Source organism: Neorhizobium galegae (assembly GCF_017877055.1).
Taxonomy (GTDB): domain Bacteria; phylum Pseudomonadota; class Alphaproteobacteria; order Rhizobiales; family Rhizobiaceae; genus Neorhizobium; species Neorhizobium galegae_D.
Map to the genome: position 1 here is coordinate 66,893 of NZ_JAGIPG010000003.1, position 16,185 is coordinate 83,077.

At 62.9% G+C, this 16,185-nt stretch carries 15 protein-coding genes; 7 read left to right on the forward strand and 8 right to left on the reverse strand.

Annotated elements, in window-relative coordinates; genetic code table 11:
• Positions 1-64 precede the first annotated feature (64 nt).
• The 6 genes from J2857_RS19590 to J2857_RS19615 form a co-directional block, all read right to left on the reverse strand.
• Positions 65-301, reverse strand: coding sequence for a hypothetical protein (locus tag J2857_RS19590; RefSeq protein ID WP_210011789.1), 237 nt, complete (start codon positions 299-301; stop codon positions 65-67).
• 546 nt (positions 302-847) lie between these two features.
• Positions 848-1,051 carry a hypothetical protein gene (locus J2857_RS19595; RefSeq protein ID WP_210011790.1) on the reverse strand — a complete coding sequence of 68 codons (204 nt, stop codon included), beginning with the start codon at positions 1,049-1,051 and terminating at the stop codon, positions 848-850.
• A gap of 169 nt (positions 1,052-1,220) precedes the next feature.
• Complete coding sequence (locus tag J2857_RS19600) at positions 1,221-1,664, reverse strand: hypothetical protein (RefSeq protein ID WP_210011791.1); 444 nt, start codon at positions 1,662-1,664, stop codon at positions 1,221-1,223.
• 11 nt (positions 1,665-1,675) lie between these two features.
• Positions 1,676-2,068: a hypothetical protein gene (locus J2857_RS19605; protein ID WP_051903798.1), complete on the reverse strand. Its 393-nt coding sequence runs from the start codon at positions 2,066-2,068 to the stop codon at positions 1,676-1,678.
• A gap of 60 nt (positions 2,069-2,128) precedes the next feature.
• On the reverse strand, positions 2,129-2,701 hold the full coding sequence (locus J2857_RS19610) for a hypothetical protein (RefSeq protein WP_210011792.1): 573 nt from the start codon (positions 2,699-2,701) through the stop codon (positions 2,129-2,131).
• Positions 2,702-3,237: 536 nt separating this feature from the next.
• On the reverse strand, positions 3,238-4,515 hold the full coding sequence (locus tag J2857_RS19615) for an ABC transporter substrate-binding protein (protein ID WP_210011793.1): 1,278 nt from the start codon (positions 4,513-4,515) through the stop codon (positions 3,238-3,240).
• 195 nt (positions 4,516-4,710) lie between these two features.
• Between J2857_RS19615 and J2857_RS19620 the strand changes: the two genes are divergently transcribed.
• Genes J2857_RS19620 through J2857_RS19645 form a run of 6 tightly spaced genes read left to right on the forward strand, consistent with a single transcriptional unit; the run spans position 4,711 to position 12,850 of the window.
• Positions 4,711-7,230, forward strand: a complete 2,520-nt coding sequence (locus tag J2857_RS19620; protein WP_210011794.1) for a hypothetical protein — start codon at positions 4,711-4,713, stop codon at positions 7,228-7,230.
• A gap of 15 nt (positions 7,231-7,245) precedes the next feature.
• Positions 7,246-8,340 (forward strand): glycoside hydrolase family 88/105 protein, encoded by a 1,095-nt coding sequence (locus J2857_RS19625; RefSeq protein ID WP_210011795.1) that lies wholly within the window; start codon positions 7,246-7,248, stop codon positions 8,338-8,340.
• Entirely contained in the window at positions 8,337-9,701 is a 1,365-nt protein-coding gene (locus tag J2857_RS19630; RefSeq protein ID WP_210011796.1) for a glycoside hydrolase family 28 protein, read from the forward strand. The genes J2857_RS19625 and J2857_RS19630 overlap by 4 nt, the downstream gene beginning before the upstream one ends.
• Positions 9,689-10,807 (forward strand): ABC transporter ATP-binding protein, encoded by a 1,119-nt coding sequence (locus tag J2857_RS19635; RefSeq protein WP_210011797.1) that lies wholly within the window; start codon positions 9,689-9,691, stop codon positions 10,805-10,807. Before J2857_RS19630 ends, J2857_RS19635 begins: the two co-directional genes overlap by 13 nt.
• Positions 10,794-11,789: a carbohydrate ABC transporter permease gene (locus tag J2857_RS19640; protein ID WP_210011798.1), complete on the forward strand. Its 996-nt coding sequence runs from the start codon at positions 10,794-10,796 to the stop codon at positions 11,787-11,789. The genes J2857_RS19635 and J2857_RS19640 overlap by 14 nt, the downstream gene beginning before the upstream one ends.
• 2 nt (positions 11,790-11,791) lie before the next feature.
• The gene (locus J2857_RS19645) at positions 11,792-12,850 is read left to right on the forward strand and encodes a carbohydrate ABC transporter permease (protein WP_210011799.1); all 1,059 of its coding nucleotides are present in this window, start codon (positions 11,792-11,794) and stop codon (positions 12,848-12,850) included.
• 3 nt (positions 12,851-12,853) lie between these two features.
• On the opposite strand, the gene J2857_RS19650 is transcribed toward J2857_RS19645, so the two are convergent.
• Both J2857_RS19650 and iolG read right to left on the reverse strand, forming a co-directional pair.
• On the reverse strand, positions 12,854-13,894 hold the full coding sequence (locus tag J2857_RS19650) for a LacI family DNA-binding transcriptional regulator (protein WP_210011800.1): 1,041 nt from the start codon (positions 13,892-13,894) through the stop codon (positions 12,854-12,856).
• Between the two features lie 288 nt (positions 13,895-14,182).
• The gene (gene iolG / locus J2857_RS19655) at positions 14,183-15,178 is read right to left on the reverse strand and encodes an inositol 2-dehydrogenase (RefSeq protein ID WP_210011801.1); all 996 of its coding nucleotides are present in this window, start codon (positions 15,176-15,178) and stop codon (positions 14,183-14,185) included.
• A 166-nt stretch (positions 15,179-15,344) separates the two neighbouring features.
• Here iolG and J2857_RS19660 point away from each other — a divergent pair, with 166 nt between their 5' ends.
• Entirely contained in the window at positions 15,345-16,157 is an 813-nt protein-coding gene (locus tag J2857_RS19660) for a MurR/RpiR family transcriptional regulator (RefSeq protein WP_210011802.1), read from the forward strand.
• Positions 16,158-16,185: the final 28 nt, after the last annotated feature.

A 16,185-nucleotide genomic window follows, 5' to 3' on the forward strand; every position in this document is an offset into this window, starting at 1 on the left:
TGCCCAAGACGTATCGTTACCTGCATTGCAAGCCTTGGTAGCGGGTGAGGAGAAGTAAGTCAGTTCAGACCAGGTTGCGCCGTTTTGCCTTTATCAGGGCGGCCAACTCGTCACCGCTGATGATCGGCTCGGGGATCTGGCCGCAATGAACGAAGATCTCGATTGCCGGAAGCTCGCCAATATTCTTCTTGCAGTAGGCCAAGGCCTTTTCCAGCGAGACGAAAGTCTGGCTGGGGACGTCTTCTGACCAGCAATGTACCGTGGCTGGCACGCGCGGATATCCCGGAATTCGGTCGGGCATTTTAGGGTTTCCTCGACGTATCGTTCTGATGCGAATTTTCGTCACAATTAGCATATGACAAGAACGGGCGGAGGCTTTAGCTGGTCGGGTGGTTACCGATCTGAAACCCGAAACCAGGCAATTTGAACGGCCGGGACCTCGTCTCCTCCCCGCGCTGAGGCGGAAGGCGGGGTGTCAGGTGCGGGCATAGATCCCATACAGCACGATGAATACGTAGAGGCAGAACGCCACGATCGCCACGCCGGCGACAAACATGACCAGGCCTCGACCGGCGATGGCGCAGAGAGCGCCGCCGGTTCGGGAGCGTCGACGGCTTCCCGGATCTAATCTTCAGGCCGCTGCCGCAAGCAGGACGCTGGCGATGATCAGGCAGCCCAGCGCCGCGTTCAGTCCGATGTAAAACGCCATTTCATGTTGGTGGCCGGGTTTGTGGTGCATCTCGTTCTCCTCCTGAAAGCCAAACCTGCCGTCGCGTTGGAAAGTTCCGGCTGGGCATTGTCATGGCGCTGAAAAGGGATTGCACGAAGGAGAACGGAAAGACGCCGCCTAGTCTCCTGCTGCCCCAAGCCCAAGCGGCCCATTGATCCTGTTCAAGGCTTCCCCGAGGGATTTGACCGCTTCCATCGTCACGGCCTGGGCCGACATCAGCATTGCGAGGTCAGCGTCCTTGCCCTGGTGGGACAGGGCGAGGGAGCGCTTGTGCAGCTGGTGGCTCATGGTGCTCAGTTGCGTAAAAGTATTTTCGTCCATCTTCATCCTCCGAAGTCTGCGCGGTTTTAAAGCCCCAGCCGGCATTCAGTTCCAATCAGCGAGCTGAACGGCAGAATTCGTAGGCGGCGAACTAAACATGCGGGGATCGTCCGCGTGCCGAAGGCTCTGGCTCCCGCTCTTTGGTGGGAGCCGGTTCGTCGTTTCCAGGTCACTGCTGCGGCAGAACCACATTGCTGTCGGTAGTGCTTTTGACCGGCTTCTGCCCCGGGACATGAGACATGCTGCGCGTCTTGCTTTGCAGCTCATCACCCTTGACCCTCGTTTTCGTCTGCGATTTGCTGAAGGTGCCTTGGTCCATGGCCTGGGCCTTTGACTGCGCCTTCAGCTGCTCGGGGTTCTCGTTGATCTTGGTCTGGCTCCGGGCCTTGCCCTCGGCCGTCGCCGCGCTGCCCCCGGAGCCGATCGAGGCTGTCGTGCCATCGTCGGTCCGACAGGCTCCGGCGGTGCCGAGTGTGCTTGCCGATGTGCCGCCTGCGGAGGCACTGCCGCCGGAGCCGACCGTCCCGGCCGAGTTGCAGTCCTGTGCAAACACGGGTGTCGTGGCGACCGAGGCCACAAGCACAAGGCCTGCCAGTGTTATCTTCTTAGACATGCCGATCTCCTTCATTTCCGAGGTTTGGTGACGTCGCAGGTGCCGTCCGACCGCCGAGTGATGACCGTCCCATCAGGTCTGGTGACGCTTGCCGTCGAAAATGCCTGATTGCCGGCCGTGCCGGTCGTGACGGACGAGCCGGCGCTGGACGAAGCCGAGCCGCCGCCCGAGTGCATGGTGGTTGTCTTGCCGTCGATTGTCGTCGAGGACGAAACGCTGCCGCCACCTGCTGTTACCGATGTGGACGTGCCGTTGGCGATCGAACCCGTGCTTTCGATGACGGTGCAGGTGGTGCCGTCGTCAAGCTTGATGGTTTCGGTGGCAAAGGCGGAGATCGCGGTAATGGTTGCCAGGATCAGCGGCAGTGCGAACGTGCCTTTGTATGCGAATGATGCCGAGGTCATTTCGGCTCTCCTATGGACAGGACGAAGGCGGAACAATCCGCCCTCGTCCGATGGATGGGATTAGCAGGACGCGCCGTCTTTCTTGGCCTGGCCCGGAGGACATGCCTTCTTGCCCTGTCCATGTTCCTGACCGGCTGCGCCAGCAGAGCTGCCGCCGGTTCCGACCGAACTGGTCGACATGCCGTCCTTGGCGGACGTGCCGCCGGTGCCGAGCGTCGAGGCGGAGCCCGAGCCGCTGCCGGAACCTGCCGCCGAACCGCCGGTGCCGACGGAGCTGCTGGACTGGCCATCGCCCGCAGACGTGCCACCGGTGCCGAGCGTCGATGCGGAACCCGACCCACTGCCCGAGCCTGCCGCCGAACCGCCGGTGCCAACCGAGCTGCTCGACTGGCCGCCGCCGGCGGAAGAACCACCGGTGCCCAGGGTCGAAGCCGAACCGGAGCCGCAGTTGGTGGTGCCGGGTGCGCAATTCGTTCCGGCAGAACTGCCGCCCGTCCCGATCGTGCTGCTGGACGTGCCGCCGCCAGCGCTGGTTCCTCCGGTGCCGACCGTGCTGCTGGTCTGGGCAAAGGCAGACAGGGTAGTGCCCGCGAGAAGCGCCGCGGCAAATGCCGCGCGTGTAACGATGTTCATATCTTATCTCCTTGGGTTTCCTCATGCTTCCGACCGCGACAGCGTTTCCGAAGCTGCGAGACAAACAGGCTGTCGGCAGCGCATGTTCCCGCCCTGGGGCTTCAGTCTAATCAGGGCTTAGACCTTAGTCCTTGGGGGCATCGACCAAGGTCTGGTGCGAGGGCGGAAAGGTCCCGACCGCGGAACTTCGGCGGCACTCGCGGTGTTCTTGGCGTCTCGAAAAGGGAGATTCAGATGGAAGAGAGTGTATATCAGGCCCGTTGGCTGCTGATCATCATGGCTTTGCTCGCTGTCGGCTTGTCTGCAGTCGGAGCCGCGGCCGGGTAAGCCGTCGCATCGTCATTCCGCTAGGGAGGGTCCAGCAAGGGCGGCGCTTTTGACCGCAGCCTCTGCGATATCGAGGCGGGTCTCTCGGTGTCGGGCATAGGAGACAGGCAACCGAAGCACCTGACGCCGGATCAGGAGCTCCCTTTTCCAGCAAGTCTTTCAATAGAGGCATGCCGGGTTGCATTGACTACCCGGCATGCCCGATCGTGTTACTTTACCGCCAGCGCCTCGTTGATTTTGCCGGCGTCAGCCTCGAGGTTCTTGTAGGTTTCCTCCAGGCTCAATTCGCCCACGATGAGCTGGCTCATGCGCTGGACGATCTGCTGGTAGATCGCCGTCCCGCCCTTCAAGCGTTCGAAATCCCGCGCGACCTGGGGAACGTTCTTCTTGTTATCCAGGAAGACCGCCATGGACGCCTTGGCGTCATTGCTCGAGATCTTGTATTGCGGGTTCTTGATGTCGGCTCCCGTCAGGATCACGTAATTTTCGGCAATCTCGCGCTGAACCTTCTCAGAGCCCAGAAATTCGATGAACTGGGCAACCGCCTCGGGATGTTCGGTGCGCTTGAAGCCGACGATCGCGGTCGCGCCCGGCATTGCATAGCAACCGGCATCGCCGCACGGCGCATTGATGGCCGTCCATTGGAAGGCATTGCCAATCTTCTTCTGGAAGGGGTTCACCATCCAGTTGCCGGCGAGATAGGTGACGACATTGCCGTTGACGAATTCGTCGCCCATGTTCTTGTACTGCGAGCCGCCAGCTGCGCCCCACATTTCCTTCGGGAAACTGCCGTTCTGGGTCCAGGAATAGAGGTCGGCGATATATTTGCGGGCGGCCGCATCCGGGAAACTGAACTTGCCGTCCTTCACATAGACCGAACCGTAGGAATAGGCACCGCCGGAGAAGCGGTGGCCGGACCGGTCCATGGTGAAGGGGATCTGCGCGCCCGTCGCCTTTGCGACCCGGGCCGAAGCTTCCACGATCTCCTTGAGCGTGGCCTTCGGGCCGGGCACCGGTTCGCCGGCCTGCTCGAACAGGGTCTTGTTGACGAACGGCAGGTTCAGCGTCTGGGACGCGACGTAACCGTTGATCGACTTCGGGTCGTTGATATTGGGCAGGCGAAGCTGGTTGAGGCTGTCTCCATGGAGCTTGGCGAAGGTGTCGGGGTCCTTCATGTAGCTGCGCATGTCGAGATAATACGGCGCCAGCTGCCAGTCGGTGATCTTGGCGAGGTCCGGTCCCTTGCCTGCGGCCAGCTGGACCGGCAGCTGTTTCACCACCGCATCATAGCCGGAAGACACGAAATTGACCTTGATATCGGGATGTGACGCTTCGAACTCCTTGCTCAAGGCGGCCATGCGCTCGACATAACCCTGGTCGTCGTCGGTGAACAGGAAAGTGATCGTCTTGGCGTCCGCCATGGCCACGCCGGATAGGGCGAAGGCCGAAAATACGAATGCACTTATCCCGGATAGAAGTCTCTGCATTTTTCATCCTCCCAATGAAAACATTTTCACGATTCGGAAGGTTCTCTTTCGGAGTTTCACCTTCGAATTTCTCTTTTTTGACGCTTGACAATCCAAACGTCAAGCTGTTTTGTCGGCTAAATTCGAAACCGCTTACAAAGCCGGAGTGGGCGAAGTTCGAATAATAAAAATATTTTCATGATCTGGGAGGCAGTCATGGAGCAGTCACCTACAGCCGCGGACCGTTCGCGCGCCGCCGGCTATCACGTCGCCCCCGGCGAAACCTTCACCGCGTGGGTCGTTTCGGATCTGCGCCAGGCGTATTTTCCAGGCGAGCCGGCGCCGGCGGAAGATCGCGTCCATTACCGCTTCATCAACGGCTTCGTGGATGTCGGCGACCTGCCTTGCCGGAAAGCCTTCCAGGCGCAGATGATCGGACGGGAAATCCGCGCCGAGCACGACTGGAAACCGACCTCACTGAACCTGCCGGGGCCGAACCGCCGCGTCGAGTTCACCGGCTTCTGGCACGTGCCCACCCATGTCAGCCGCTGGCTGCGCGGCAGTTTCCGCACCGAGGCTGCCCGCCGCGTGCCGATGCGGCTGAGAACCTGCGGCGGTGTGCGGATCTGGGTGAACGGCGAGGAACAGGTGCGGTTCGAGCCCTTCCGGCGCAATGTCGAGAGCGAGAGAGAGATCGTCCTGGCGCTGAAGGCCGGCGACAACGACATCCTTCTCTTGACGGAAGATCTTGCGGAGCGGGACACCATCTGGTTCTTCGAACTGGAACTGGCCGATACCAGGCCGCTGGACATCGCCCTGCCCACGGAAGTGGACCGGCAGGAGGTTCGGCGGCTCGAGCTTCTGGCGCGCGCCATTCGGCCGGCCGGCGACGTTTTCGTCGATCGCCCACTGGAAATCCTCTTCGACAGTGCGCCGGGTGCCGATCTGCCTGTCGGCATCGAGGTCTATAGCCACGGTCATGACCGGGCCGTGCTGGCGCGTGCCGACCTGACCCTCGGCGCCGGCGAGACCCGGCTGGCCGCTCCCGCCATCAAGGGCCTGCCGGACGGATATCACGGCATCAGGCTGAAGATCGGCTCGGGCGCCGCAACCGTCGCCCGCCATATAGACGCCGCCTTCATGAGCTGCCTTGGCCTGCCGCAGGCCGCGGCGACGCTTGCCGAACGCAAACACGAGGCGCTGATCTTCAGCGCCCGTTTCGGTGCCGAGCGCATCGGTCGAGTCCTCGCCATGGCGGCAGTCGGCGAGATCGAGGGGGAGGCGATGGACAGGATCATCGCCTCCACCCTCGAAGTCATCGACCGGCGGGAGGATTGCTCCGATTTCGTGATGGTGCCGCTACTCTGGCTCCTCGGAGAATATGGGCACACCTTGCCGGCGGAGACGGCGGCAAGAATTCGCGTATCCGTCGCCGGCTACCGTTACTGGGTGGACGAGCCCGGCAACGATGTGATGTGGTTCTGGAGCGAGAACCATGTTCTGTGCTTCCACACCAGCCAGTTGATCGCCGGCAGGTTGATGCCGGATACCGTGTTCTCCGCCTCGGGCAGGACGGGGCGCGAGCAGGCGCAGCTGGCAGAAGACCGGCTTCGCCGCTGGTTCGACAGCGTCGAGGCGCACGGCCTCGCCGAATGGAATTCCGCAGCCTATTATCCGGTGGATTTCATAGGTCTTTTGGCTCTCGAACGCTGGGGCGGGAACGATATCGCCCCGCGTGCGCGCCATCAGCTGGATCTCATCTTCCGGATGATCGCGCTGCACACGCTGGCAGGCGTTCCCGCCGGCTCGCAGGGGCGCGCCTACGACAAGGAGCTGCGGGCCGGCCCGCTGACGGAATTGGTGCCATTCGCCCGGGTGGCATTCGGCAGCGGCTGGCTGAACGGCGGCGTCGCTTCGCTTCCGATGTTCTGTGCCGGTTCCTACGCGCCGCCGGACGACCTGCCGGAGTTTGCCCAGCTGGCGTCAGGACGCTCGATCGAAGCGCGCTACACCCAGGGGCTCGAAAGCGGCAAGCTGGTGCTCTTCAAGACCGAGGCCTCGCAGCTCTCGACGGTGGTCGATCACAAGACCGGCGGGCGGGGCCACCAGCAGCACGTGCTCGATATCCGGCTCGCCGGCCACCCGATGGCGAGGCTCTGGGTCAACCATCCCGGGGAGGACGATCCCTGGGGCACGCAGCGCCCGTCCTATTGGGCCGGCAACGGCGTTCTCCCGCGCGTCATGCAATATCGCGATGTCGCCCTGCTGATCGCGGACACCGAAGGCACGCGCCATGCCTGGACGCATGCCTATCTTGGTCGCGACGGCCTCGACGAGGTCATCATGGATGGAAACTGGCTCGTCACCCGCTCGGGCAGGGGCTTTGCGGCACTGCATGCCACGAACGGGCTCGAGCTCGTCAACGAGGGAGCGACCGCGGGGCGCGAGGCGCGCTCCGAGGGTGCGCTCACCGGCTGGGCAGCCGTGGTGGGCGCGGGCGACGAAGCCGCTTTCCGTCGTTTCGTCGAGCGCATCCGCGCCACCTCCGTCTCGTTCGATACCGGAAGCAAGGTGCTCAGTCTTTCTCCGCCGGAGCGTGAGATGCTCGTGCTCTCCCATGCCGGCGAATTCACCGTCGGCGGACTGCCGCAACCCTTCATCCACGACCAGCCAGTGCCGATCGTGACCTATGACAGCGCGACCGCCGGCCACGGCGACCACCCATTCTATGCATAAAGGACATTCCGACCGATGGATTCGATAACCCTCAACAGACCGGCCCTGCAGGAGACGATCGATCAGGTCGCGGTTGCGTTCAGCCGCCTCAAGGGTATCAAGGAAGGCCTTGCCGGAACCGATGCCGGCGGCGGCATCCAGTTCGACGAATGGGACTGGGAAGTCGGCGTCGGCCTCTACGGGTTCCTGCGCCGGGCGCTTGCCGCCGGCGACCGGCAGGCCATCGACGATCTCGTCGCCTGGTACGGCCGGCAAATCGGCCGGGGCCTGCCGCCGCGGCAGATCAACAGCACGGCGCCCATGCTGCCGCTCGCCATCCTGATCGACCATGTCGACCGGCCGGATTTCCGCATGCTGGTCGAGGATTGGGCGGACTGGCTCGTCCACCGGCTTCCGAAGACCGAGGACGGCGGCTTCCAGCACGTTGTCAAAGAACGCCTCAACGACGGCGAACTATGGGACGATACGCTGTTCATGGCCGGCCTGTTCCTGGCGCGGGCGGGCGTCGCCTGCGGGCGCCGCGACTGGATCGACGAGGCCGTCTACCAGTTCATGGTGCATGCCCGCTATCTGTCCGACCCGGTCACGGGCCTGTGGTATCACGGCTGGACCTTCAACGGCCGGCACAATTTCGCCAAGGCCTTCTGGGCGCGGGGCAACGCCTGGATCACGGTTGCCATTCCCGAACTGTTCGAGCTCGTTCCCGACCTTGAGGAAAAGGACAAGCGTTTCCTGTCGAATGTGCTAGCGAGCCAGGTGTGCTCGCTGAAGCGACTGCAGCGCACTGATGGCATGTTCCATACGCTGCTCGACGACCCGACGTCTCCCCTTGAAACATCGGCGACGGCCGGGATCGCCTACGGCATCCTGCGATCGATCGATGCGGGCATTCTCGACGCTTCCAACAGGGTGCATGCGGAGCGGGCGCTCGCGGCGGTGCTCGCCCATATCGACGACGAGGGTGTCGTCCAGGGTGTTTCGGATGGCACGCCGATGGGGCACGATCTCGACTTCTACCGCCGTATCCCCAACCTGCCGACCCCCTATGGCCAAGCGCTGACGATGCTGCTGCTGACGGAAGTCCTTCTCGAAGGCGAGGATAGGGCATGAACCGGTTCCCGTCCCTTCTTATAGAGCCCATGCAGGAGGACGAGACGGCGCATATTCAGGCGGCGATCGACCAGATTGCCGCGCGAGGCGGCGGCTGCGTGGAACTTGCCGAAGGCATCCACAACACCCGCGGCCTGAGACTGCAATCCGGCGTCGAGCTTCATCTGGCGAAGGGAGCGCTGCTGCGCCCGGTTCCGGACTATGGAGCCTACGAGGAGACATCGGTTTCGGTCATCGCCGAGAAGTCGAACCGCGCGATGGTCGTTGCAAGGAACGCAACGGACATAGCCTTGACCGGCCCCGGACGCATCGACGCGGGAGGCGAGCATTTCATCGCCGGCACCGACGAGGCGATGGGCACGCTCGTTCCCGCGGAATTCCGCCCGCGGGTGGTGGTCTTCGAGACCTGCCGCGGCGTCCGGATCGAGCGGTTGGAAATCGTCGATTCGCCGATGTGGACGCTGCATCTCGTCAATTGCGACAACGTCTATGTCGGCGGCGTGAAGGTGTCGAACAATCGCCGCATGCCGAATACCGACGGAATCGTGCTCGACGCCTGCCGGCATGCGGTGGTGGAAGACTGCATCATCTCGACGGCCGACGATGGCATCTGCCTGAAGACCAGCGCGGGCCCGGATGGCCGCGCCATCGGGGAATGCGAAAACGTGCGGGTGCGCCGCTGCGTGGTCGAGAGCAAGAGCTGCGCTCTCAAGATCGGCACGGAATCCTACGGCGATTTCATGGATGTCGTCTTCGAGGACTGCCGCGTCCAGGATTCCAACCGGGGCCTGGGGCTTTTCTCACGCGATGGCGGGCATATCACCGATATCCGATTCTCCCGGATAGAGGTCGATTGCCACGAGACGCTCGACGGCTTCTGGGGATCGGGCGAGGCGCTGACGGTGACGGTGGTGGACCGCATCCCTGCCCGTCCGGCCGGCGCCATCCGCGACCTCGTCGTCGAGGATCTGCACGGCCAGATGGACGGAGCGATCGCGCTCGTTTCGACTTCCGCCGCGGGTATTCACGGCGTCAGGCTTTCACGGCTGCGGTTGCGCCAGCGGAAGGGGCCGCTCGGCACCGGACTTCGGTATGATCTGAGGCCGACCAACGCGGATATCGCACCGAGCGCCGACGCTGCCGGCCGTGCGAATGCCTGGACGAAGGGGGCGGACGGACGGGTGATCGGCCTTTTTGACTACCCGGGAGGCATGCCGGCGCTTTTCACCGCTGGCATAGAGGGGATTGCGATCGAGGAGACGCATTTCGAGAGGCCGCAACCGATACCGGAAGGCTGGAACGTCAAGAGCGTCGTCCATAAAGTGACTGAACCTGACGGGAGCAGGGAATGGGAAATCTGAAACTTACAAATGTCACCAAGGCGTTCGGCGCACTGACCGTTCTGCACGGCATCGACCTGACGATCGACGACGGCAAGTTCGTCGTGTTCGTCGGTCCGTCCGGCTGCGGCAAGTCGACCCTTCTGAGGATCATCGCGGGGCTGGAGGACATCAGCGCCGGCGGCATCGAGATCGGCGGGCGCGACGTCGTCCAGCTTTCCCCGGCGGAACGGAAGATCGCCATGGTCTTCCAGTCCTATGCGCTCTATCCCCATATGAGCGTGCGCAAGAACCTCGCCTTCGGGCTCGAAAACCTGAAATTCAAGCGCGGCGAGATCGACACGCGGATCGCCGAGGCGGCACGCATGCTGGCGATCGAACCCTATCTGGAACGCAAGCCGCGGCAGCTTTCCGGCGGTCAGCGTCAGCGTGTCGCGATCGGACGCGCCATCGTGCGCAACCCCGATATCTTCCTCTTCGACGAGCCGCTTTCGAACCTCGACGCGGCGCTGCGCGTGCAGACAAGGGCGGAAATCACAAGGCTGCATCGCCAGCTGAAAACGACGATGATCTACGTCACCCACGATCAGGTCGAGGCGATGACCATGGCCGATGAAATCGTCGTGCTGAACGGCGGCCGGATCGAGCAGGTCGGAACGCCGCTCGAACTCTTTGACAACCCGCGGAACCTTTTTGTCGCCGGCTTCCTGGGCTCGCCGCGGATGAACATGCTGAAGGGCAAGGTGATGGCGGTCGGCGAGGCCGGGGTGACGATCGATGTCGGTTACGGCGCGCCGCTCGCTGCGTCGATCGATCCCGCCGCGGCGAAACCAGGCCAGGCCGTGCTTGTCGGCATAAGGCCCGCGCATTTCGCGGTCGGCGATGAAGGACTGCCGTTCGTCGTCCAGTATCACGAGAGCCTTGGGACCGAGACCTATGTCTACGGGACGCTCGAGGGGCGGGACGAACAGATCATCGTCCACCAGACCGGCCATTTCGCGCCGCGGTCCGGCGACCTTCTGCGGATCATGCCGTTGTCCGGCCGGGTGCACGTCTTCGACCCCGACAACGGCCTGGCTCTGCCGCAGACCGTTAGCCAGCGGAGTGACGCTTATGAGCACGCCTAAGGCGACCGATCTCGGCGGCCGTGCCCTCGACTTCGTCATGGGCATAGTCGAAGCGCCCATCAACGGGTTCGAACGGCTGATGGGCAGGAAGCGGATGCCCTACCTGTTCCTCGCACCGAACCTCATCCTTTTCGGCATATTCACCTTCCTGCCCATCGCGATTGCGGTCGGTTATGCCTTCACCGGGGGCACCGGGCTTTTTGTCTCGGACCGGCCTTTTGTCGGCTTCGACAATTTCCGTCAGCTCCTGCAGTGCGAGGACTACCTTCGTCCGGGAAGCTGCCGCGAATCCCTGTTCTGGACGGCGGTCTGGAACACGCTGTGGTTCGTCGGCTTCAACGTCGCGGCGACCCTGCTCGTGGCCTTGGTGACGGCGCTCATCCTCAACCGGGCGATTGCCGCGCGGGGTTTCTTCAGGGCCATGTTCTTTTATCCCGTCCTGTTGTCGCCGGTCGTCATCGGCCTGATCTGGAAATGGTTCCTGGATCGCAACGGCTTGCTCAACGCCTTCCTCCAGATGCTCGGCGTGCCGCCGGAAATCTTCCTGCTGGACGTCGGCTGGTCGCGCTTCTTCGTGGTGGTCGTGTCCGTCTGGTTCCACATGGGTTTTTATACGCTGATCCTTCTCGCCGGCCTGCAGGCCATTCCCAAGGACCTCTACGAAGCCGCCGCGATCGATGCGGCCTCGCCCCGGCGCACCCTGTTCCGCATCACGCTTCCGCTTCTCGGGCCAAACCTGCTCGTCGTGCTGATTCTCCTGATGATCCGTTCGGTTCAGATCTTCGACGAAGCCTGGGTGCTGACCAATGGCGGCGGGCCCGGCACCGCCAACAGCTTCATCGTGCAATACATCTACCAGATGGCCTTCGGCAGCGACCTGCGCCTTTTCGGGCTCGCCTCGGCGGCCTCGGTGCTGATGGGTCTCGTACTGCTGGCCCTGACGCTCATACAGCTGCGGCTCGGCCGCAAGATGGAGTCCTGATCATGTCGCAAGGCCTCTCCCCCATCGCCTTCCTGACCCGCACCCGCCGGCCGGGGCGGATCGGCGTCACCGACATTCTCTCCTGGGCCTGGCTGGTCCTGGGCACGCTTGCCGTGCTCATCCCGGTGGTATGGGCGGGCCTTTCCTCGTTCAAGCCGGCCGCCGAGATCACCCGCTTTCCGCCGACGCTGCTGCCGCGTGCAGCGGTCCAGCAGACCGTCCCCGGCTTCAACGCCCCGCTCAGCCTCTGGACCGTCGATGTCGATGGCCAGCCGCGCGAGATGGCGATGGTCCGGCGCATCGGGCTGAAGGCCCAGATGGTCGATCCGAGCAATCCCGGAACGCCGGTCAGCGTCGACGTCAAGACCATGTCACCGGTCCAGCGGCTCACCATCGCGACCGAGAACTACACCGATCCGCTCACCAGGTTCGACTTCCTGACCTTTCTCAAGAATTCGGTCTTCGTCACTTTCGTCGCCACGCTGCTGACGCTCATCGTCAACGCGCTTGCCGCTTTCGCGCTGTCGAAATACCGGTTCCGGGGCGAGAAGGCGATTTTCGTGCTGATCATCTCGACACTGATGATACCGCTGACGGTGGTCATGGTGCCGGCCTATCTGGTCGTCGTCGGCGTCGGCCTGGTGGACAGTCTCTGGGGCATCATCATTCCGACGGTCGCCTCGCCGACCGGCGTCTTCCTGCTGCGCCAGTACATGCTCACCATCCCCGACGAACTCATCGAGGCGGCCCGCGTCGACGCGGCAAGCGAGTTCCGGATCTTCTGGCGCATCGTGCTGCCGCTCACGGCGCCGGCGCTCGCGGTGCTGGCGATCTTCTCGGTCCTGTGGCGGTGGAACGACTTCCTCTGGCCGCTGATCGTGCTCAGCAGCCGCGAAAACTTTACCCTGCAGGTCGGACTCAATGCCTTCCAGGGCGAGTTCTCCGTGCAATGGAACTACATTCTCGCCATGACCTTCCTGAGCCTTGCTCCGGTCACGGTCGTCTTCCTGTTCCTGCAGAAATACATCACCACCGGCATTGCCGGCACCGGAATGAAGTGAGGTTCACCGGCGGGGTGGCGCAACGCTGCCCCGCAGCACCAGCTTGCAGCCGAGTTCCAGCCGGTAGGCGGGCCGCAGCGGATCGTTGGCGACGAGCCGCTGCTCCAGAAGGCTCATTGCTGCGGCTCCCAGCCGGTCGGTCGGCAACTGAACCGTCGACAGCGGCGGCGTGCTGAACTCTCCGGGCACGATATCGTCGAAGCCGAGCACGGACATTTCTTCCGGCACGCGGATGTCGAATGCCGCAAGCGCCCTCAGGCAGCCGAGCGCCAGATTGTCGGCGGCGCAGAAGACCGCCGTTGCGCCGCGCAGGCTGCTATCTTCGGACAGCAACTGGCGGATCGCCTGCTCGCCCTGATAGGGCTCGTATCCCTCCGCCTCGACGATCATATCCGGCGATACGGCAAGGCCGGCGGCGAGATGCGCGTCGGCGTAACCGTCATACCGGCGGCGGATGGTGGTCCTGCCCTTCCAGGTCAGATGCAGGATGCGGCGATGGCCGAGCGAAAGCAGGTGCTCGGTCCCCTGGCGGGCGCCGAAGCGGTTTTCGCCGGTCACCGTATCGACCAGCATCGAAGGGTCCTCTCCGTTCAGGATGACGAGCGGCGTCCGCCCTGCGGCAAGAGCGCGGATCAGTTCCGGCCGGTCGTCGTTGAGGATGACGATGCCGTCGACGTTTTCGGCCTGCGCCATGCGGCGCACCTCGCCCGCGTCGATGCGGCTGCCGGCGCTGACGAAAGGCACGATCCGGATGCTGAGGCGTTCGCATTCCTGGCGCAGGCTGTTGAGCATCGTCCAGCTGACGAGATTGATGTCGCTGTGAGGCGCGGCATCGCTGGTGATCGCCAGGAGGATGGTGCGAAGCGTAGCGATCGTCGCCCGGCTTCTACGCTTTTCCAGATATCCCAGCCTTTGAGCGGAATTCAGCACACGCTCTCGAACTTCTATGGATATGGGCGCGGTTCCGTTGAGAACATGAGATGCGGTACTGAGCGAAACACCGGCATCCAGAGCCACATCTTTCAAGCCTATCTTGGCTTTCAACAGAATTTCTTTCGATTTAAGCTGGTTTTTGAGGCGCCAAGACGAGCAGTCAATGTCTCACATTGTCGTGCGGGCCATTTCCGACTTCTTCGCGCATGTTCCGTTGCCGGAGCGATGCCTCATCCCCCTGATGCGATGAACTTCGTCCATCATGCATGCTCATGTGGCTCCAACGCAAGACAATCCTGGCGCGGCCTTTCGTTGAAAAGCCGCGTCGCTGTTGTTGTGGAAGCGCTCCTGTCCTTCCACCCCAGGCGCCTGTGTCCGAAACCAGGTGCCTTGGACCCTCTATTCGCCGATGACGATCGACTTGCCTTCCTCGACGGCCCGCAGGGCCGCGTCGGCCAGCATCAGCGCGATCACGCCGTCTTCGGCGGAAGGCGAGGGTGCCGAGCCGCTTTCCAGGCTGTCGATGAAGGCCGAAATTTCCGCTGCATAGGCCTCGGTATAACGGGTCATGAAGAAGTCGTGCAGCGGCGGACGGGTATAGCCGTCCTTGTTGGCGATTTCGATCGAGACCGGCCGCTGGTTTTCGGCGGCAACTGAGCCGAGCGATCCGTGCACCTCGATACGCTGGTCGTAACCGTAGCTCGCCCGGCGGGAGTTGGAGATGATGGCCTGCCTGCCGCTTTTCGTCGTCAGGATGAGGCTTGCGCTGTCATAGTCGCCAAGTTCGCCGATCTTCGGATCGACCAGCACGGCGCCGGACGCCATGACACTGTGGATTTCCTCGCCAAGCAGGAAGCGCGCCATGTCGAAGTCGTGGATCGTCATGTCGCGGAAAATGCCTCCGGACACCTTGATGTATTCCGCGGGCGGCGGGCCGGGGTCGCGGCTGGTGATGGTCACCATCTCCACCTTGCCGATCCTGCCGTCGTCGATCGCCTGGCGCACGGCGCGGAAATGCGGATCGAAGCGGCGGTTGAAGCCGAGCATTACCTTGGCGCCGGTCCTGCGAACCGTCTCCACGCAGGCTTTGGCGCGGTTTACGTCGAGGTCGATCGGCTTTTCACAGAAGATCGCCTTGCCGGCCTTGGCGAAGCGCTCGATCAGGTCCGCATGGGTATTGGTCGGTGTGCAGATGATGACGGCATCGATATCGCGATCGGCCTCGACCGCGTCGATCGTGCTGACCTTGCAGCCGGTGCTGTCAGCAATCGCTTGCGCCGCGTCGGTCATGGCATCCACCACCGCGACGAGCTTGGCTCGCTTGTCCTCCGCGATGGCGCGCGCATGTACCTTGCCGATCCGGCCTGCGCCGAGAAGCGCGAGTTTCGTGACCATGATGTCCTCCCGTGACATTGTCCGCTGTTTCAGCCAGCCCCGCCTGCGCGGGCGACGCAATCGTTTTCCCTGCTGCGTTCCAGATTGTCCAAATCGAAATTTGGAATATATGTTCTATTTTGCTAGTTTGTGATTTCATCCATGTCAAGGAGAACGGAAGGACCGAATGGAGGACAAGGCGCCGGCCAGCATCAAGCAATTCGAAGAACGGCTGATCGACGTTTCGGAAAGCCTGCCGAAGCGGCTGCGGCAATGCGCCGACTATGTCGCGGCCAACAAGGACCGGATTGCCGTGTCCACGGTGGCCGAGATGGCGGAAGGGGCCGGCGTGCAACCCTCGGCCTTCATGCGCTTCTGCCGGATCCTCGGCTTTTCCGGGTTCTCCGAAATGCAGCGGTTGTTTCGCGAGTCCTACGCCGGTGGCTGGCCGGACTATTCGACGCGGCTGAAACATCTGCGGGAAAAGGACGAGGGCAGCGCGTCCGCGCTGCTGGGCGAGTTCGTCGATGCTGGCCGCGCTTCACTCGAAAACCTCCTGAAGACGATCGATCCGAGGACCCTGGACGACGCCGTCGAGGCGTTGGCGAAGGCCCAGATGATCCACATCATCGGCCTCAGGCGCTCCTTTCCGGTCGCAAGTTACATCTCCTATGCGTTCGAGAAGATGAACGTCCCGGCCATGCTGCATTCCGGCGTCGGGGGGCTCGACAACCACAATGCGATCCGGACCGGCGACGTGCTGCTGGCGGTCACCTTTTCTCCCTATTCGGCAGAGACGGTCGATATGGTCGAGGCAGTGAGCGCGCGGGGCATCCCGGTAGTGGCGTTGACCGATACGATCGTCAGCCCCTTGCGGAAGTTCGAAGCGATCACACTTTCGGTCTCGGAGGTTGATTTCGGCGCTTTCCGTTCGCTCTCGGCGCCGCTTTGTCTGGCTATCGTGCTGTCGGTGGCGGTGGGTACAAAGCGATCAGACTGAATGTTTATATTGGAATCTTCAAAAATAG